Genomic DNA, 20,294 nt, shown 5'->3' on the forward strand with positions numbered 1-20,294 from the left:
TTTCAATCATAGTTTATAATTTGAAATTTATCAAGCTTTTTCAAATTATACAATATTTTTATATCTAATTACAAGATTATTTACAATTTTTCCTATTAATAAATTATATTACCTTGTGAATCTATAAATAAAACTTTATCATCTATGTTTATAACCAACCCTTTTTCTTGTATATTACCCATCTTTATATTTTTTCCATAAATTTCATAATGTGGATTTCTATTAAGAGAATTGATATCTAAAGTCCATATATATTGATTTTTTTCTGAAATTACCCAAGGTAGGTAACTTGTATATGCTATTAAATTATTATTTATAAACTTTGGATTATCAGCCCAAATATAATCTTGATTTTCTGATATAACTTTATCTTTTGAAAAAGATATATTTTCATCAGAAATATATTCCTTTTGGGTTACATCTTTAATGTTTCCATTCCAATCAACTAAATACATATTTTGACTATCTTTATTCAAAATAACTATATTTTTTCCATTAGGACTTACATCCCCTTTTAAACTTTCAATACCTTCAAAAGAAATAATTTTTTCTTTTTTACTATCTAATTTTAATTTTAATTTTTTTCCTTCTATTAATACATCTTTTATCAATTCTTTTTCATTCTGTGGACTATCCTCTTTGCTTACATTTTTATTAGAATCATCATTTTCTTTAACCACATCGTCTTTATTTTCGTCTTTATTTTCATCTTTAGATACATTAATATTGGATTTTACTATATTAGCAACTTTATCTTTTATAGGTGTGCTTAAAAAAATTATTGCACCAACTAAAAAAGCACAAGCTAATATTAAAATTATGTATTTTCTTCTTTTTATTTTTTTCATTTGCTTTTCATAATTTTTACTAAACATACTTGGCTTTCTTCTACCCAATTTTAATACCTCCTAAGAAATATTTAAAATTTATTTAAATATTCATATTATTCACTCATTTAATCAATGCTTATATTTAAGTTTTAAACTTTTCTTTTCTTATTATACCTTATTTTAATATAATTAGTATATTTATGTCTAAAATTTTATCTCTACACTATTTTACCCATAATAGATAAATTTAAAATAATATTAACATATATAAACTTATTACCAAATTACTTATATTGTGTTAAATTTTACTTATTTTTTTAACTGTTATCTCTTTTGAAATCAATAAAATTATTCTTTAAATATTATACTATTTTAAAATTTATCATTAGATTTCAAGGTAATACTTAATTCTAGGTTGAAACTTATTATTAAAAATAACTTTTACCTGTTATATTAATTGTATTAGTTTTTTTCAAACTGTTATATTTTTTTATTGCGTTTTTTTTAACAATCTGTTCATTTATCAAGCTATTCTTTTACATTTAAAAACATTTTTTCCTTATTTATGATTTAATTTAATAAATTTTGATATTACCTTTACTCCATTTTTCCCTATTTTCCTAAAGTTTTACATTGTTTTTGCATTGAATAATAATTGTTATTTGAAATTATTTTTTCTGACAATTTGAAAACATATTGATTTATTTCTGTATTAGTAATACAATTGTAACAGAAGCAAAACTTAAATATAAATTACAACAAAAAAAGTTATTATCATTATATTTTATTTCTTTAAAATGTGATGATTTAAACCGTAATCACTTGTAATATATTAAGGAGGAATAGTAAATGTTTAAACAATGGGAAAATTTCAAAGGTGAGCTTTGGAAAGAAGAAATTAACGTTAGAGATTTCATTCAAAAAAACTATTCATTATATGAGGGAGACGAGTCTTTCTTAGTTGGAATGACTCCAAAGACTGAAAAAGTTTGGGAAAAAGCTCATGCTCTAATAATAGAAGAAATAAAAAAAGGTATAATTGATGTAGAGGTTAATGAAGTTTCTGGAATTAACAATTTTGCACCAGGATATATCGACAAAGATAATGAAGTAATCGTTGGATTACAAACAGATGCTCCACTTAAGAGAATTGTTAACCCATTCGGAGGATTCAGAATGGTTGAGCAATCACTAGAAGCATATGGATACAAATTAAATGAAGATATTACAAAATACTTCAATAAATATAGAAAAACTCACAACCAAGGTGTTTTTGATGCTTATAGTAAAGAAACAAGAGCTGCTAGAAGTGTTGGTTTATTAACTGGTCTTCCAGATGCTTATGGTAGAGGAAGAATTATAGGTGACTACAGAAGAATTGCTCTTTATGGAATAGATTTCTTAATAGAGCAAAAGAAAGCTGACTTAAATGCTTTAGTAGGACCTGCTTTAGAAGAATTACTAAGAAAAAGAGAAGAAGTTAATGAGCAAATAAGAGCTCTTAGTGAAATAAAAGCTATGGCTTCATCTTATGGAGTAGATATATCTAAGCCATCTTCAAATGCTAAAGAAGCAGTTCAAGCTGTATACTTTGGATATTTAGCTGCTATAAAAGAGAATAATGGTGCTGCAATGTCTTTAGGCAGAACAAGCACATTCCTTGATATATACATGGAAAGAGATTTAGAAGCAGGAGTTATAACTGAAGCTGAAGCTCAAGAAATAATTGATCAATTCATAATCAAATTAAGACTTGCTAGACACTTAAGAACTCCTGAATATAATGAATTATTTGCTGGAGATCCTAACTGGATAACTGAGTCTATCGCTGGAGTATCTGTAAATGGTCAGCCATTAGTAACTAAAAACTCTTTCAGATACTTACACACATTAACTAACCTAGATCCAGCACCAGAACCAAATATGACAGTTTTATGGTCTGAAAAATTACCTAAGAACTTCAAAGAGTACTGTGCTAAAATGTCAATTCAAACTGGAGCAATCCAATATGAGAATGATGATATAATGAGACCAATATACGGAGATGACTATGGTATAGCTTGCTGTGTATCTGCTATGGAGATTGGTAAGAGAATGCAGTTCTTCGGAGCTAGAGTAAACTTAGCTAAAGCTTTACTATACACTATCAACGGCGGAGTTGATGAGAAAAAAGGAAAAGTTGTAATCGAAGGATTAAACAAAATAACTGATGAAGTACTTGATTACAAAACAATCAAAGCTGCTTACTTCAATGTTTTAGAATACATTGCTGAGTTATATGTAAACACAATGAACACAATTCACTTCATGCATGATAAATATGCTTATGAAGCTGGACAAATGGCATTACATGACACTGATATTAAGAGATTCATGGCATTCGGAGTTGCTGGATTATCAGTTGTTGCTGACTCATTAAGTGCTATAAAATATGCTAAAGTTAAACCTATAAGAAATGAAGAAGGAATAGCTATGGACTTCGAAATCGAAGGAGACTTCCCTAAATACGGAAATGACGATGATAGAGTTGACGATTTAGCAGTAGAATTATTAAATGTATTCTCTGAAATGTTAAAGAAACACCCAACTTACAGAGATGCTGAACATTCTTTATCTGCATTAACAATAACTTCTAACGTTGTTTATGGTAAGAAAACAGGAGCTACTCCAGACGGAAGAAAATCTGGTGAAGCATTTGCTCCAGGAGCTAACCCAATGCATGGAAGAGATTGTAACGGTGCTTTAGCATCATTAAACTCAGTTGCTAAATTACCATATAGAAATGCTTGCCAAGACGGTATTTCTAACACATTCTCTATAATTCCAGATGCACTTGGAAAAACTGAAGATGAAAGAAAAATCAACTTAGCATCAATCATGGATGGATACTTCTCTCAAAGTGCGTTCCACCTAAACGTTAACGTATTAAATAGAGAAACTCTATTAGATGCTATGGAGAATCCAGATAAATATCCAACTCTAACAATCAGAGTTTCTGGATATGCAGTTAACTTCAATAGACTAACTAAAGCTCAACAATTAGAAGTTATAAGCAGAACATTCCACAAATCAATCTAATTTAATATTACTATGACTATTATCAGAGTTGCTTGTATTTAAAGCAACTCTGATATATTAAAAAAGTTATTATATAAAGAAGCTAAAAACTTAGATGCTTTTAAGTTAAAATGGCTTTTTATTTTTTAAAATTTTTATGTATAAATGGATACTCTTTATCCCTACAATATTTTAATAGTTTTTTTAATATATCTCAATAACACATATAAAACTAATAAAGCCTTATAAGGAGAAGAATAATTATGGTAAAAGGAAAAATTCATTCAATTGAAAGTATGGGACTTGTTGATGGTCCAGGTATAAGAGTTGTAGTATTTATGCAAGGTTGTAAATTAAGATGTGCTTATTGCCACAATCCAGACACATGGACCTTAAATGGTGGCGAAGAAATGACTGCTGATGATTTAGTAGCTAAAGTTGAGAGATTTAAGCCATTTTTTCAAAGATCTGGTGGTGGCATTACATTTTCTGGTGGTGACCCTCTAGTTCAACCTGAATTCTTACTAGAAGCTCTAAAAAAATGTAAAGCTAAGGGTATACATACAACAATAGATACTGCTGGATATGGCAATGGAAATTATGAAGAAATTTTAAAGTATACTGATTTAGTTTTGCTTGATTTAAAACATGAAGATAGTGATGGATATTTAACATTGACTGGCTCTAACACCGAAGGAGTTAACTTATTTATAAAAGCACTTAAAAATAGTGATTGTAGAGTTTGGATAAGACATGTTGTAGTTCCTGGGTATACTGACTCAATAGAACATATGGATAAATTAGCTAAAATAATAAATGAGGAAATACCTAATGTTGACAGAATAGATCTTTTACCTTATCACCTTCTTGGAGTGAATAAGTACGAAGTTTTAGGTATAAAATATAAACTTGATGGTGTTCCTCCAATGGATAAAGAAAGAAATACTGAATTACAAAATTATTTAGTTTCTAAAGTTAATTTTGATAAAAAATAAAGGAGCATATCGCTTCTTTATTTTTTTATTTTAAATACCGGTTTAAGTTTTCCACATTATCAACAGTTTTATCCACATTTTGGTAATATTTTTTAATATTTTATAATATAATATTTATTTACTTATTTTATTCTTTATGAGATAATGATATAAATACATGCCCATTTTTTGAATAATCACATAATTTATTTCTACATTTAAGGGGGATTTTATTAATGAGAAATAATTCTACAAATTTTGAAGGTTTTCTTGAGACTAGAAAAATACCGATGAATAAAGGAATGAATATAGATAATGTAACTATTTTTTCTTTTCCAGAAAAATTAACTATAAATGGTGTTGAAAGACCGGTTTTAGGTGGAGGAATTGAAAAAAGAGCTGTTATTTCATTAACTGATGATGATACCTTAGCTGATATTTATATATTTCATATCACAAGTATCCCACAAGAAGATAACAAAATTGAACTTTATAAGCTATTTAATGAATTAAATTCAACATATAAATATATATCATTTTATGAAAATGATAACGTAGTTAATGCTAAATCTAGCATACCTTTTAACAATAATTTCAATGCAGAAATAGTTTTTGAAACATTAACTGTAATGTTCCATGCAATCGAAGAAGAATATGAAAAAATAAGATCTTCTATTAATTTAAAAAGTAAAATAGTAAACTTAAAGCAATAAAAGGGAGGATAATCCTCTCTTTTATTGCTTATTTTCTGCCATAAATTCTTCAATTTCCTCTACTTCTTTTATTATATCTTTAGATAAATTAATACATCCATCTTTAGTTATTAATAAATCATCTTCTATTCTTACTCCTATTCCTTCTTCTTCTATATAAATTCCTGGTTCATTTGTTATAACTGTACCTTCTTCTAAAACTTTGTCATATGTTCCTACATCATGAGTATCTAAACCTAAGTAGTGTCCAATTGAATGGAAATAGTATTTTCTTACTTCTGACTTATCTTTTATGAGCCCTAACTCTACACAACCCTTTCCTAGTTCATCCATAGCTACTTTTTCTAAATCAGCCATTTTTATTCCTGCTTTAGCGGTTGCCTCAACCTTTTTCATTGCACTTAATACTGCATTGTAAACTGCCTTTTGTCTTTCTGTAAACTTACCACTGGCTGGAAAAGTACGTGAAATATCACCATTGTATAATTTATATTGTGCTCCTAAATCTAGCAACACTAGGCTATCTTTTTCTATTTTACAATTATTTTCTACATAATGAAGTATAGTCCCATTTATACCTGAACCTATAATAGTATCAAATGCAGTATGTCTTATACCTCTTTTCCTTAGCTCATAATCAAAATGTGCTTCTAATTCACATTCTGATATTTCTTCTTTACTATTCTTAAATATAGAATATATACCTTCTTTAGTTATTTTTATGGCTTCTTTTATTAACTCCACTTCTTCTGGTTTTTTTACAACTCTTAAATCTGCTATTTTGCCGTATACATTTTTCACTGTAAGATAAGGATATTTTTTTATAATGTCTATAGCAAACTCATTCGATTTTGTAGATATTGTATCATACTCTCTTTTTTCTAAATCTAAATAAATTGTTTCATAGCAGCAACTACTTACACGACCTATCCTTGAAAAATCTTCTTTAAAGTTATCATTATATTTAATGTTGTCTATTCCTGTTATTTCTTTACTTTCTTCTATAGTAGGTTTTTTTCCTATCCATTTAATCATTTCCGGGTCTTGTCTTTCAATATAAAAATTTTCTATAATTTTACCATTTTCTTTTAATACCATGTAAATTGCATTTTCTCTTTGGAACCCAGTAATATAGTAAAAATTTCTATTAGGTTCAAATCTATACTTATAATCTGCTGATTTAAAAGGAGAATCTCCTGAGAATAGTACTGTTATTGAATTATCATTCAATTCTTCTAAAAATTGTTTCCTATTTTTTTTAAAAAATTCTTTATTCATTTTAACCCTCCAAATACAAAATATAATTTTCTAAATATACTTTATATTTAATTATAACACTATGTATTCGTTAAATTAACAGAAAATTTTTTATTTTATAAATTACTACATTTATGCAATAAAAAAACATCTTAAAATAAATTATTTTTATTTTAAGATGTTTTTATTAAATTTAAATTTTAAATTAATTCACTAATAAAACATAACAAAGTCTGGTATTTCTATAACTTCGTTTTCTTTTCCTTTTTCATATTTTTTCTTTAAGTCTATTATTTTATTATAATTTTCCGTTATTGTTTTTACTGTATATTCATCATGCTCTTCTTTTAAACTTTTAAATGCTAATTCTATATTTTTAAATGATTTTTCTATATCCCCTTCTACAGTAATATAATAACAACCCAAGTTATTTAAAGTTAATATATTACTTTTATCTAATTCATAAGCTTCATTAATTTCTTTTATAGCCTCATCTTGTCTCTTTGATATAACATAAGTAGTTCCCAATGTTCTATGATATTTTATATTCTTACTATCCTTTTCAATACATATATTTAACATCTCTATAGCCTCATTATAATTATGATTTGATAAATATACTAATGCTGTTTGATATTTAAGTTCTAAATCATCTTCATTAAACACCTGAGCTATTTTAAAGTGTTCTAAAGCATTAACACTATTGTTCATACTATATAAATTATAATAACCACTATTAACATATGTTAAGGGATTATATGGTTCATAGTATATTGCATAATGTAAATATGGAATTGCTTTATTAGGTTCACCTTTCATTTCTAATATATCCGGAGCTAATTTAGTATATAGTGGCAAATATTTTTCATTTTGTTTTATTGCGATCTTAAAATATTTAATTGCCTTTTCTATATCATTTTTGTTTAACCAATAACAAGCTGTTAAATAATTTACTTTATAATTATCACTATGATTATTTAATAAATCATATATTATCTTCTCTTCTTTATCAAATTCGCATTTATTATTTAAAAGTTCTACCATTAATAATTGAGGAATTATAAAGTTGTTTTCTATCTTCATACCTCCTATTTCATTTAATAAATCTTCACCTTTATTTAAATCAATATTTGATACATATATTTTAATCAATGCTAATTTATAAAATAATTCACTATTATTTTCATTTGCTAAATTGATAAGTTCATTTAAAAGATTTCCATTAGACATATATGCCTCATATACAACATCATATATTTTCATCTCATTTTTATCTAATTCATAAGCTTCAATTAATGTTGAAAATGCACTTTTTGAATCATTTAGCTGAAAATACATCATTGCCTTATCACAGAGCTCAGATGCTGTAAAACTTTTAGTAGCATAACTATCTATTATTTTTTTTGCATTTATACTATCTCCATGAAATAAATATATGGCAAAAGCCACTCTCTTTATGTCATTATTTTCAGGATACATATCTAAATCTTCTTTTGCATGCTTAAAAATTTCAGTGTAATCCTCTTCGCTAATTCTATTTTCAACAAATTTTTCTTTTAAATTTAAAAATTCATTATTTAATAAAATTGAGTGAGCATCTCCACTTTTATCTTCTTTTTCCATTGCAACTTTCATATATTTTTCGGCATTTTCATTGTCATCTTGTAGTAAATATAATTCACTTATCTTTGCTGGCCAAATTGCTGACCTTTTATCCGTTTTATTTATTGATTCATAAACTTTTATGGATTCTTCAAAGTTAGATGAATAAAAATATTCATTTCCTTTTTCACTATATTTTTTTAAATCGGTTTTATTTTTTACAATTAATACGATTAATATAGCTAATAGGCCTATTATAGCAACGAGTAGCATATTTTTATTGCCATATAGCTTTTTCCTCATAAAAAACCTCCTTATAAACATTAAATCAACATTATTTTACCAAAGCTACATAAAAAAATCCACTTGTTTAACTTACCATATACTATTGAGTGCATATTTTTTATTAGATGTTTAATTTTTATTAAACATTCTCAAAAACTTCATAGTATAGAAAAGCTTTTTATAAAATGTTATAATACTCGTATATATAATTTAGTTATCAATTATTAGTATTTTATTTGAAAATTTCACATTTTATTATTTACATATTTTTTAAAATAGTATATTGTAAAAGACAAATATAATTTGTAATCTAAAGATAATTTAAGTTAAGGGAGTGTTTAAAATTAAGATTAATTCTTTTTTAAGTATAATTACAGCGAAAACCGCTAAATTTCTTTCTAAGTTGCTTTCTAAAGGGGGTTCAAACTTTCCAGGTGCAGTTGCGCTAAAGTTTGACAAACACATTTTAAAAACAGTGGCTAAAGACTACAATGTTATACTAGTTACTGGAACAAATGGTAAAACAACAACTACTAATATGATCTATAACATAATAAAAAGTGATAACAATCATGTTATCACTAATAATACAGGTGCTAATATGGTTGCAGGAATTACTTCTTGCTTTATTGATAATTATAAATTCTTTAAGAGTAATAAAGATAAATATGCTGTTATTGAAGTTGACGAAGCTTATGTACCAATAGTAACTGAAGATGTTAAGCCTAAAATTATAACTGTAACTAATCTATTTAGAGATCAATTAGATAGATATGGTGAAATTCATACTACATTTTCTAAAATATTTAACGGTGTTGAAAAAACTCCTGATACTACTTTAGTATTAAATGGTGATGAATCTCTTTTTGGAAAATTAGATGTAAAAAACCCTGTTATTTATTATGGTTTTGAAGTTCCTATAAATAAAGATATAACTCTTTCTATGAACTCTGATAATAAATTCTGTAAATGTTGTAAGTCACCTTATAAATATGAATTTGTAACTTATAATCATTTAGGATATTATTACTGTGAAAATTGCGGATATAAACGTCCCGACCTAAAATATAAAGTTGAAGAAATTTTAGATTTAAATCCAAAAGGCTCTACAGTCATTGTAAACAATAATCAACTTACTATAAATCAAGCCGGAGAATATAACATTTACAATGGTCTGTGTGCTTATTCTATCGGAAAAGAATTAGGTATAGATGATAAAATTATATTTTCTTCACTTGAAAATCAATCTACAAGTTTTGGAAGACAAGAAACAATAAACATAGATGGAAAAGAAGTCAAAATAATTTTAGTTAAAAATCCTGCTGGATATGATCAAGCGGTAAATACAATAATGTTAGATAAAAAAGAAATTAATCTTGCTTTATTGCTTAATGACAAGTATGCAGATGGTCGAGATGTTTCTTGGATATGGGATGTAAACTTTGAAAAATTAAATGAATTAGATATAAATAATATTTTAATTTCTGGAACTAGATTATATGATATGGCTGTAAGATTAAAAATAGCTGGATTTGATACTAATAAATTTACATTATGTGATGACGGAGATAGACTAATAGAACATATAAAATCTTTAGATACTGAAACTACTTATATTTTAGCTACTTATACAGCTATGCTTAATATAAGAAAAACTCTTCACAACAAAGGTTATATCGATAAAATATGGTAAGGCAAGGTGATTTAATGGAACTAAATATATGTCATTTGTATCCTGATTTGTTAAATGTTTATGGTGATGTTGGTAATGTTTTAATTTTAAAGCATAGAGCTAATCAAAGGGACATAAAAGTTAATATAATAAATGTTTCTGTTGGTGATGAATTTGAGGCAGATAAATATGATATAGTATTTTTTGGCGGTGGCCAAGACTATGAACAATCAATTGTATCCACCGATTTAATAAATTATAAAAAAGATAGTATTAAATCTTATATAGAAAATGGGAAAGTATTCTTATGTATTTGTGGTGGTTACCAACTTTTAGGTAAATATTATACAACACCTGAAGGTGACAAATTAGAAGGTCTAGGCGCTCTAGATATATATACTGAAGCTGGTAATACGAGATTTATAGGCAATACAGTTATATATAATGAAGAGTTTGATGAAACCTATGTAGGCTTTGAGAATCATTCAGGAAGAACTTATACAAATGGATTAAAACCACTTGGTTCAGTAAAAGCAGGTTATGGTAATAATGGTGACGATAAAAAAGAAGGTTGCATCTACAAAAATACATACTGCACTTACTTCCATGGTAGTTTATTATCAAAAAATCCTGAACTAGCAGACAGACTGCTTAAAATTGCTTTAGATAATAAATATAAAGATGCTGAAGTTGCTTTAACAAAATTAGATGATACTTTCGAAATTAAAGCTAAAGAATTTATTATTGATAGAGAACTAAACAAATAACAAAAAGCTATGAAATTAAATTAATTTCATAGCTTTTTCTAATTAAATTTTTTTCTCTAATTGCATTGCTAAATTTAAAAATTTTATTGATTCAGATACTTCCCCTAACTTATGATACATGTTTCCCATTTGTAAATATCTTTTATATATTTTATCCTTATAACCACACTTTAACAGTGCATCTAATGATAAATTCATATATGTTTCTGAAGCAGCATAGTCTCCTTCTAACTGTAATAATATAGCTTTATAATAATATGCACTCTCTATAAATTTGGAACTATCTAAATTTATAGCATAAGTTAAAAGTTCATTTGAAACTTCTTTTGCCAATCCTAACATTTTATTTTCAATTAATGCTTCTAAATTTGCTATTAAAAATATACATAGCTTTTCTTTATTTTCCCTTGGAAATATTTTCAAACTCTCTCTAATACAATTTTCTCCCAAATCTATTTTTTTATTTCTTATTAAAACTTCTCCAAAATTATGCAAACAACTAGCATATTTCTCGTAATCATTTTTATATAGCTTAAAAACCTTATTTTTATATGCCTCAAATTCATCATAATTTTCTAAATGTAATGCTAATAAGCTACATAAATTATATATTGCTCCTTCAATTTTTTTATTTTCACAATATTTAATCATAGATTTTAGTTCTTCACAAATTTCTGACGCCTTTTCATATTCACTTAACATCATATAAGCTGAACCTTCATTATAAGTTGTTCTTATAAGATCCAGTTTGTCTTCTACATCTAATTCTTTTAATCTAGTTCTTACGCTATTGTAATAGCTTATAGCTTGTCTTTGTTCTCCATTTAAAGATAAATACACGCCTACATCAACATAATATTTTAGTTGATATAATTCATTGTGCGCCCTTTTACAAAAATCATAATATCGCGGTATAAGTTTTCTTAACTCATCAAAATTACGTTTAAATATATGCGCAGAAAAGAACAAATGCATTATTTCACAACATAACTCATAATAAGCATATTTTTCAGCGTACTCTAGATTATATTCAATATCATCAAAATACTCGTCATAATAATTATTGGTTTCTTTACAGCTTCGAAAAACTTCAATATTGTCTATTAACTGCTTTTTTACATCATGTTTTAAATAGTTAATATCTAATTCTAACTTTTCACTTATATATTCTAATATCCATTCTTCAGCATCTACTTTATTATTCTCTATACAACTCATTTTAGAAACTGAAATTTTCTCTTCACAAATTTCTTTTAAAGTTAACCCCTTGTATATTCTTGACCTTTTTATTTTCTCTCCTATAGATAATATTTCTGATGTCATCTTCTCACCTACTCACTAATTCTCTAAAAAATTTAATTCATTTAAAACTTTTATACCATCATTTAAACATTTCTCAGCTTCATTTTCTCGGCCATTATCCACATAAAATTTCCCTAATATTAAAGATATTTCTGCATATTCTTTTAAGAAGTTCAATTTCTTTACGTAATTAAGAGTTTGAATCAAAGTATTTTCTGCACTTTCTAGCTTTCCTTCTAATAATTCCACTTTATATTTTAATAAGTAGTAATCACATAAAGATTTTTCTTCTCCTTTTTCTATGTGCATTAATATTTCATCTAAAGTTTCTTTTGCTTTAGTTTCATTTTTTAGTTTTATATAGTTATCACAAATATTACATAGTGTTTCTATTATTTTAGAATCTTTAGTCTTCTCCCTCATATCCTTTGCCCTATATAAATGATCAAAAGATTGTTCTAGACTATTAAAATCTGAAAATATTTTTCCTAAATTATTTTCTATTTTTGAAAAGTAATAATTATCCTTTAGCCCACTAAATATCTTTAAACTATATTCTGAATATTTAATAGCCTCATTAATATTATTATTTTCGCAATATTGTTGTGCTAACTCTAACATCTTTTTACCATACTTTTTTTTGTTGTCTAAATTTTTAAAGGTCTCCTCGGCTCTTAAAGCATATTCATAAGACTTGTCCATTTCTCCTATTTTAAAATACGTTAATGATATATAATAATTAATTTCTCCAATTAAAAAATCATTGCCTATATTACTATCTTCATACACTTTTTCTGCCTGTTGAAAATAACTATAAGCTGAATGATATGCTTTTAACTCTAAAGTTATTTTACCTAATAATATGAATGTAGCTATTATGTTATCTACTGAATTATTCTTTATAAAAATATTATTTGAAGTAAGTAAATCCTCTTGAGCCTTATCATACTCACCCTTTTTAGTATGAATGAGACCTTTTAAATATAAATTTTTCCCCTTTTGCATCTCTAATTTATATTCTTCTGCATATTTTATAGATATTTCTATATGATTTTGAGCCTCTTCTAATTCTCCAATTAATATTTTAGACTCAGCTATATTTTCATAATAGGTACATATTTTTTGAGCTTGTGTTTCCTCTGTTTCCATTAGATACTCTACTGTTACATCTAAAGCACTTGCTAAATATTCTAATAAATCCATGCTTGGATTAGACTTTCCTGATTCTACTAAACTTATCTGTCCTGCAGTTATTCTATCCCCTGCTAAGTTCTTTAATGTTAAATCTAGCTGTTTCCTTCTAAGCTTAACTTTCTCTCCCAAAGATAATATCTTCATAAATCACGCACCCTTTACAAGTAATTTATTATTGTTAATTGACCATTATTAACATAATTTTTAGTTATTTTATATTAATTTTATAATTTATTGAATTTTATAAATTTTCATATTTAATTATAACATATGTATAAAAGATTTCCTAAGAATATATAGAAATTTTAACAATTTTTGTAGATTTTCTGAACTTATTCTTTAAATTTATATTTTTATAAAGAAACATCTGATTTTTTCATAAAATTTATAGATAAACTATTATTTTATGAAATAAATATATTAAAAGATATATATTTATTACATAAAATATTATAGTAGCACAAAATATTTAATCCATTTTTAAGATTCTAAAATTAATTATAACAATTTTTTAGTTTTTTTTATGTTTTTTTACAAATTATAATTAAATTATAATTTATTTGTTATATTTATTATTATAAACTATTTTATTAACTTTTTGTTAATATGTTTAAAATTAAAAATACTTTTAAATTTTAAATTTAAAAGTATTTTTATTATATATGATATTTTTAATCCAATAATAGCATAGCATTATTATAAAATGTATCTATCATACTTTTAGTAACTTTCATACATCTTTTTATTTTTCTTTTTGTTCTTCTATTTATATTAGGTTTCATAGATTCTATAGCTACCATAGTCACTGTTGCAGTCAAAACCATTTTTGCCATCACTTTTATTAATTTCAACTTTATCCCTCCTAAAAAATTTAATACATATCAAATCTAATAGTACTATTTTGTACGATTTTATCAAATTAATTCCTAAATAAATAAAATTTAAAATTAATAACCTAAGTTTTAATTATACTATGATTTATTGAATCCAATATAAGCTAAACATTTCATATAATATTTAATTAGTAATTTTTTTATACACTTCAAATCCACCTTTTAAATTTTTTACATTAAATCCTTTATCTAAAAGAAAAAGTGTTGCTCCAATACTAACTTTTCCGCTATTGCAATAAACTACAATTTCTTTATCTATATCTAAATTATCTGCCTCTATAGCTAAATTGGACATGGGAATGTTTATCGCTCCTTTAATATGATCTTCATTATATTGAACTCTACTTCTAACATCCAATACAACTATATTTTCTTTGCTAATTATTTTTTCCATCAATTGTTTAACGTCTATATTATTCATATGTTACCATCCACCTTATACTTTTATTATTCATTATCTAATTTAACAAATTCTATTAGCAAATTAATTAGCTCCTGTTTTTTTAGTTTATTAAGTTTTGACTTTAATTTGTCTGTCCCTAAATTCAAATAAATTTCTTTTATTTCTTTTCTTTTAATTATTAACTCATTTCTATCTAACATATCTATTGAATTTTCTATTTCTATATTATTTTCTTTGGACGGTTCCTTAATATTTTTTATATTAAAATGATACCTTTCATTAGTTATCCCTTTTAATTTTATTTCTTCTTCTATACCACTTACAGCTATTTCATTTTCTTTTATATATTTATTTACTGCATCAGTTAATGGCACTCCAATTGCTTTTTTAGCTATACTATCAGTTATTTCATTGTATACATCCCCTGTATGGCTATCAACTTTTACAAATACAATTTCTATTTTATCTTCATTAATATATTTATTTATAGCATTATAATACTCTTTTGATGATGAATCTTTTCTCTCCCAAGTTCCTAATGCATGATGATATATTCCTTCATAATCATGAAATATAACTATTTTTTTTTCTCCTTTTAACTTAGCATATTCTACTGCTTGTATCGTAGCCTTTAGTTCTCCTGCAATTTGTCTTATTTGTTTTTGAGATGTATCCTCTGATGCACCACTTTCCATATACTCTATAACATTATTTTTAACTGCCACTAACCCATAAGAAAATTTTTCACTACTTGAATTATAACTTCCATCTACATATATATGTAATATATCCATTGGATATTTATCTACCCCTTTTTTTAAAAGTTTTTTATCATTACTCAAATAGTCTTTTGCCTCTTGTAATATTTCAAAACTCTTATACTGTGCTCCTTTTACGCCCTTTATTAACCTTGAACATTCATTCCAATTGTCTACTATGATGTTTTTCACTTCACAATTTTTCAAATTATCATATCCATATTTAATTGCATATACTTTTTTTATTTTTGCCATATTCTAGCTCCTTACTTATAACATTTTCTATATGGTATTTTAATATATTTACATAAATGCTCCAATAATAATAACATCAGTTTTCCTTAATAAGTTTATTTCATAATAACTTCCTAGTACTTTTTCATTATTTTCACACATAACTCTTATTATTGGTCTATCCGGAAACCCCTGATTTTGTCTTACTACAAACCCACTATAGCCATTAGAAAGTTTTACTCTACAGCCTAAGGGATAAATAGAAAATACATTTTTAAATTTTTTAACAACATCTTTATCAAAACTTGTTCCTGATCCTGATAATATCATTTCATAAGCATCTGCTGGATTAAATTTTTTTCTATAACTTCTATCACTAGTTAACGCATCAAACACGTCACAAACCGCTGTTATTTTGCTGTATATACTTATTTGTTCATCTTTTAACCCATATGGGTATCCAGAACCATCTATTTTTTCATGATGTTCTAATATAACCCGTAACGCTGAATTTGATATATTAAAGCTTTTTTTTATGGCCTCTCCACCATATATAGGATGCTTTTTTATTTCTTCAAATTCTTCCTTTGTTAATGGACCTTTTTTGTCTATTATATTTATAGGAACCTTTACTTTTCCTATATCATGTAATGTACTGCCTATAACTAATTCATTCAACATATCCCTATTCATTCTAAATGCTAACCCCATAAATGCAGCATTAGCACCTGTATCTACGCTATGAAGCATAGTATAATTATCATGTGTCTTTATCTCATATAGACTCTTATTTATGTCTTTTAACTCAACTATATAGTCTATCATTTCTTTAACACTTTCAACATATTCCTTCACATGTGTTTGGGGTAATGATCCCACATTTTTCATAACCTTCCCTAAACACTTAATTATATCTTGTTTTAACCCACTCAACATTGTATCTTCTATTTCTATATCTTCCAGTCTTTCATCTTTTACATATATATATATAACGCCTAAAGATTCAAGTCTATTTATATATTGATTTGTTAGTTTTACTCCTGATTTCAATAAAATCCTTCCACTTGTATCCAATATGCTTTTCCCTAATATTTCATTTTCTTTCACATTGGTTATTAACTCAAAACGCATACCATTCCCCTACTCATATTTATATATTTCACAAATAAAAAATAGTAAAAGATAGCAGTAACTCTACTATCTTTTATTGTCTATTATAATATGTCTAATAATTATTCTATTATTGTTTTCTTAACTTTTTTCTTTCAATAATAATTATTATAAAAGTTATTATTGCTCCAACGATTCCACCTATTATATGAGCTGTTATATCTATATTAGGCACAAAAAAACCTATTAATAAATTTACAACTATTACTTCTGTTATTCCTCTTAATACAGTTTTCCCAAAGATTTTTTTATTTAAAAATACAATAATTAATAAAGAACCTAAAAGTCCAAATATAGCTCCAGATGCACCTACAGATATACCTACTCCAAGTTTTACATTAGCAACTACATAACTTCCATATGATGCAAAAATCAAAGATAAAATATATATTATTATAAATTTGCCTTTTCCTAATATTTTTTCAACAATACTTCCTATGGCATTCAATGCAATCATATTCAATGTTAAATGCAATATTGATGCATGTAAAAATCCAGCAGTAAACAGCCTATAATATTCTCCATTTTTAACCAAAAGATTCACCATGCCACCAAGTACAATAATTGCTCTCGTATCTATATTTAATATTCCACCATGAAAATAATAAAAAGACGTAAATGCAGTGATAATATACATAATAATGTTTATCATTATCAGTAAATATGTTACACTAGGACCTTTTTTAAAATTTTCTAGGACCTGCTCTTTGTTTACTTTCATACACTCACTCCTAAATTTTGATATTATAATAAATCTTTATCCTATAAATGCTCTTTCAATAGAACATCATAACTAAACTACAGCTACAATAACTAAATTTAGTTCTTTTAATAAATCAATTTCATAAAACTTGATGGGCATTCCAGTTTTATAATCATATAACATCCTAATAATTGGTCTATCAGGAAAATTTTCATTTTGTTTTATTACATACCCTTCTCTTCCATCTGATAATTTTACACAACTCCCTAATGGATAAACAGAAAACACTTTTCTAAAGGTTCTTACAACATCTTCATCAAAACTTCTTCCAGAATCCGATAATATAAGTTCATAAGCCTCCTTAGGTGAAAATCTTTTTCTATAGCTTCTATCACTACTTACAGCATCATAAACATCACATACAGATACAATTTTAGCTTTTTTATTTATTTGTAAATCACTTAACCCATATGGATACCCTTTTCCATTAACTTTTTCATGATGTTGCTCTACAATTTTTAATGCACTTTCTGGTATAGCTATATTTTTTCCTAAGATTTCTATGCCATATAATGGATGTTTTTTTATTTCTTCAAATTCCTCTGCCGTTAATGGACCTTTCTTATCTATTACTGATATTGGAACTTTTACTTTCCCAACATCATGGAGTATACCACCTACTACCAAATCATTTAATTCATTTTTCTTAAGTCCAATACCAATTCCCATAAATGCCGCCATCACACCAGTATCTACACTATGTATCATAGTATAATTATCATAGGTCTTAATATCAAATAAACTTTTATTTATATCTCCATCATCTAATATATAGTTAATTAAATCTGTCACCCTATTTAAATATTCTTTTGTGGTTGTTTTATTAAACATTCCTACATTATTCATAACTTTATTCAAAGATTTAACCGTGTCTTGTTTTAATACATTTAATTTACAGTCTTCAACATCTACATCATCTAACCTTTTATCTTCAATGTATATATAATAAACTCCTAATTTTTCAAGATTCTTTATGTATCTTTTTGTCAATTTAACTCCAGATTTTAATAGTATTCTACCATCATTATCAAATACAGTTTTACCTAAAACCTCCGAGTCGGTTACATTTCCAATATACTCTAAACGCATCTTTCCCCTACCCTAACACCTTTAAATTTATTTTTAACCTATTTTCATAGTTTCTATTTCACTAAAAGCTTTCTCCATCTCTTGTTTTATTAATAAACATATTTTTTCTAATTTTTCTTTTATTATTTCATGTTCTTCATCATATTGGAATTTAATTATCCATGTAGGGTTATATTCTTCATCGTACACCTCTATATTAAATCCTTTCTCTTCAAATTTATCTTCATTAAAAACATCATATATCGCTGTGTATTCCCACTCTTCTACATCCTTTTGGGTATCGAAGTATAAATTTATTTCGTCACCATCATAAAATAATTTGGTAACATATTCAGCCCCTTCCCCCACTTCATAACTTCCTAATTCCTTAACTAAATAATTTGTTTCTTTTTCTCTTTCCATAAGTACTAAAGATGAAAATTCCATTTAAAATACCTTCCTTTATGCATATTTTGTATTATATTTAATATTATATTTAATGTGAAAATTATATTAGAGGTGATTTTTATACGTCTCAAACTTAATAACAGTTATAAATTAAATAAGTATATCCTTATAACATTATTTTTAATTGTAATACTATTTCTTTCATTAACTGTTTATAATAATTATTGTGAAAATAATTGCAAAGATATAAACTATGCCATAAAAAAATATACCACTAAAGGTCTATTTAATAAATATAAACTATTCAAACTTGAAAGTTCTACTATAGAGTTTATGGATAATCGTATTGCAATTGTTAAAGTAACAGGAATTATTGATAAAGCACCTTATAACATTATTGAATACAAACTAGAACTTCAACTAAATAAAAATGGTATATGGAAGGTAGTTCAATACTATCTTCCTTAAATAAATTTTTACTTCTCACTTATTTTATTACATTCCTTACATATTCCATTTTTTACATTTATACATTGATCTGTAATTATTACACCTGTTTTCAATCTAATATATTCCCTAAGCTTAGGCATAGGACATTCAATTTCAAAAGCTTTATTACATCTCTCACAAATTATAGTGTGCATATGAATATCCTCTTGAATAGAATAAACATATATATTATTGTCTAAAATATCTTTTTCAATTATATTTTTATTTACTAATACATCTAAATTTCTGTATACAGTTGATAAATCTATTCCTATTAATGTTTTTCTAATATTTTCCCATATTTCATTAGCAGATAAACATTTATCTGATTTAAAAAGCAACTCTAATATACTAACTCTAGCCTTTGTAACTTTTAAATTTTTTTCTTTAAGATCTTTACATACATCCAATATATCACCTTAATTCTTTTTTAAATATATTATTTAACTAATATA

The 20,294-nt window shown here is 25.7% G+C and carries 19 protein-coding genes; 6 read left to right on the forward strand and 13 right to left on the reverse strand.

What is annotated here, in order from left to right; genetic code table 11:
- Positions 1 to 95: 95 nt before the first annotated feature.
- Positions 96 to 896 (reverse strand): hypothetical protein, encoded by an 801-nt coding sequence (locus ACYUE0_RS08535; RefSeq protein ID WP_460270217.1) that lies wholly within the window; start codon positions 894 to 896, stop codon positions 96 to 98.
- 783 nt (positions 897 to 1,679) lie between these two features.
- Here ACYUE0_RS08535 and pflB point away from each other — a divergent pair.
- From pflB to ACYUE0_RS08550, 3 genes are all read left to right on the forward strand, one after another.
- Positions 1,680 to 3,908, forward strand: a complete 2,229-nt coding sequence (gene pflB / locus ACYUE0_RS08540) for a formate C-acetyltransferase (protein ID WP_061995531.1) — start codon at positions 1,680 to 1,682, stop codon at positions 3,906 to 3,908.
- 242 nt (positions 3,909 to 4,150) lie between these two features.
- Positions 4,151 to 4,882, forward strand: coding sequence for a pyruvate formate-lyase-activating protein (pflA, locus tag ACYUE0_RS08545; RefSeq protein WP_061995532.1), 732 nt, complete (start codon positions 4,151 to 4,153; stop codon positions 4,880 to 4,882).
- Positions 4,883 to 5,097: 215 nt separating this feature from the next.
- Positions 5,098 to 5,574 (forward strand): YbjN domain-containing protein, encoded by a 477-nt coding sequence (locus tag ACYUE0_RS08550; protein ID WP_061995533.1) that lies wholly within the window; start codon positions 5,098 to 5,100, stop codon positions 5,572 to 5,574.
- 21 nt (positions 5,575 to 5,595) lie between these two features.
- Here the strand turns inward: ACYUE0_RS08550 and ACYUE0_RS08555 are convergent, their stop codons facing one another.
- On the reverse strand, positions 5,596 to 6,852 hold the full coding sequence (locus ACYUE0_RS08555; protein WP_460270218.1) for an aminopeptidase P family protein: 1,257 nt from the start codon (positions 6,850 to 6,852) through the stop codon (positions 5,596 to 5,598).
- 192 nt (positions 6,853 to 7,044) lie between these two features.
- Entirely contained in the window at positions 7,045 to 8,736 is a 1,692-nt protein-coding gene (locus ACYUE0_RS08560) for a tetratricopeptide repeat protein (RefSeq protein ID WP_460270219.1), read from the reverse strand.
- 316 nt (positions 8,737 to 9,052) lie between these two features.
- Between ACYUE0_RS08560 and ACYUE0_RS08565 the strand changes: the two genes are divergently transcribed.
- Positions 9,053 to 10,411 (forward strand): Mur ligase family protein, encoded by a 1,359-nt coding sequence (locus ACYUE0_RS08565; protein ID WP_061995536.1) that lies wholly within the window; start codon positions 9,053 to 9,055, stop codon positions 10,409 to 10,411.
- Between the two features lie 14 nt (positions 10,412 to 10,425).
- The gene (locus ACYUE0_RS08570) at positions 10,426 to 11,157 is read left to right on the forward strand and encodes a type 1 glutamine amidotransferase (protein WP_199869747.1); all 732 of its coding nucleotides are present in this window, start codon (positions 10,426 to 10,428) and stop codon (positions 11,155 to 11,157) included.
- A gap of 42 nt (positions 11,158 to 11,199) precedes the next feature.
- Here the strand turns inward: ACYUE0_RS08570 and ACYUE0_RS08575 are convergent, their stop codons facing one another.
- From ACYUE0_RS08575 to ACYUE0_RS08615, 9 genes are all read right to left on the reverse strand, one after another.
- On the reverse strand, positions 11,200 to 12,480 hold the full coding sequence (locus ACYUE0_RS08575; RefSeq protein WP_061995538.1) for a helix-turn-helix domain-containing protein: 1,281 nt from the start codon (positions 12,478 to 12,480) through the stop codon (positions 11,200 to 11,202).
- A 15-nt stretch (positions 12,481 to 12,495) separates the two neighbouring features.
- Entirely contained in the window at positions 12,496 to 13,797 is a 1,302-nt protein-coding gene (locus ACYUE0_RS08580; protein WP_061995539.1) for a helix-turn-helix domain-containing protein, read from the reverse strand.
- A gap of 527 nt (positions 13,798 to 14,324) precedes the next feature.
- Complete coding sequence (locus tag ACYUE0_RS08585; RefSeq protein WP_061995540.1) at positions 14,325 to 14,504, reverse strand: hypothetical protein; 180 nt, start codon at positions 14,502 to 14,504, stop codon at positions 14,325 to 14,327.
- Positions 14,505 to 14,670: 166 nt separating this feature from the next.
- Entirely contained in the window at positions 14,671 to 14,967 is a 297-nt protein-coding gene (locus tag ACYUE0_RS08590) for a rhodanese-like domain-containing protein (RefSeq protein WP_061995541.1), read from the reverse strand.
- A gap of 26 nt (positions 14,968 to 14,993) precedes the next feature.
- Positions 14,994 to 15,962, reverse strand: coding sequence for a ribonuclease H1 domain-containing protein (locus tag ACYUE0_RS08595; RefSeq protein ID WP_460270220.1), 969 nt, complete (start codon positions 15,960 to 15,962; stop codon positions 14,994 to 14,996).
- Positions 15,963 to 16,010: 48 nt separating this feature from the next.
- Positions 16,011 to 17,072 carry an HD-GYP domain-containing protein gene (locus ACYUE0_RS08600; RefSeq protein ID WP_061995543.1) on the reverse strand — a complete coding sequence of 354 codons (1,062 nt, stop codon included), beginning with the start codon at positions 17,070 to 17,072 and terminating at the stop codon, positions 16,011 to 16,013.
- Between the two features lie 109 nt (positions 17,073 to 17,181).
- Positions 17,182 to 17,832: a rhomboid family intramembrane serine protease gene (locus ACYUE0_RS08605; RefSeq protein ID WP_460270222.1), complete on the reverse strand. Its 651-nt coding sequence runs from the start codon at positions 17,830 to 17,832 to the stop codon at positions 17,182 to 17,184.
- Positions 17,833 to 17,904: 72 nt separating this feature from the next.
- Positions 17,905 to 18,963 (reverse strand): HD-GYP domain-containing protein, encoded by a 1,059-nt coding sequence (locus ACYUE0_RS08610; protein WP_460270224.1) that lies wholly within the window; start codon positions 18,961 to 18,963, stop codon positions 17,905 to 17,907.
- A gap of 33 nt (positions 18,964 to 18,996) precedes the next feature.
- On the reverse strand, positions 18,997 to 19,389 hold the full coding sequence (locus tag ACYUE0_RS08615; RefSeq protein ID WP_460270225.1) for a DUF6762 family protein: 393 nt from the start codon (positions 19,387 to 19,389) through the stop codon (positions 18,997 to 18,999).
- A gap of 294 nt (positions 19,390 to 19,683) precedes the next feature.
- On the opposite strand from ACYUE0_RS08615, the gene ACYUE0_RS08620 reads away from it, so the two are divergent.
- Complete coding sequence (locus ACYUE0_RS08620) at positions 19,684 to 19,818, forward strand: hypothetical protein (RefSeq protein WP_460270227.1); 135 nt, start codon at positions 19,684 to 19,686, stop codon at positions 19,816 to 19,818.
- An 8-nt stretch (positions 19,819 to 19,826) separates the two neighbouring features.
- Here the strand turns inward: ACYUE0_RS08620 and ACYUE0_RS08625 are convergent, their stop codons facing one another.
- Positions 19,827 to 20,249: a Fur family transcriptional regulator gene (locus ACYUE0_RS08625; protein WP_460270228.1), complete on the reverse strand. Its 423-nt coding sequence runs from the start codon at positions 20,247 to 20,249 to the stop codon at positions 19,827 to 19,829.
- Between the last annotated feature and the right edge of the window lie 45 nt (positions 20,250 to 20,294).

It is taken from the genome of Clostridium sp. CTA-19 (assembly GCF_054767855.1).